The sequence below is a fragment of the Streptomyces sp. BE303 genome, assembly GCF_036290945.1.
In the GTDB taxonomy this organism is placed as follows: Bacteria; Actinomycetota; Actinomycetes; order Streptomycetales; family Streptomycetaceae; genus Kitasatospora.
Genome location: NZ_JAQYWZ010000330.1, coordinates 1 through 208 on the forward strand (window position 1 = coordinate 1; position 208 = coordinate 208).

At 74.0% G+C, this 208-nt stretch carries 1 protein-coding gene; it reads right to left on the reverse strand.

Annotated elements, in window-relative coordinates:
• Positions 1–208: histidine kinase dimerization/phosphoacceptor domain-containing protein (locus tag PUR56_RS04375; RefSeq protein WP_329947911.1), on the reverse strand; the 208-nt coding region annotated here is incomplete at both ends.

Sequence of the window (208 nt, forward strand, 5' to 3'; positions counted from 1 at the left end):
CGGCGCGCAGGACGTCGAGCAGTTGGCGCATCTCGCGCAGGGCCATCCGTCCGGAGCCCTCCAGCGAGACGAGGGCCTCGCGCACGACCTCGGTGTCGCGGCCGAGGTTGGCCCGGGCGCCGCCGGCCATCAGCTGCATGGTGGTGATGTGGTGCGCCACGATGTCGTGCAGCTCCCGCGCGATGCGACGGCGCTCGTCCGCCACCGC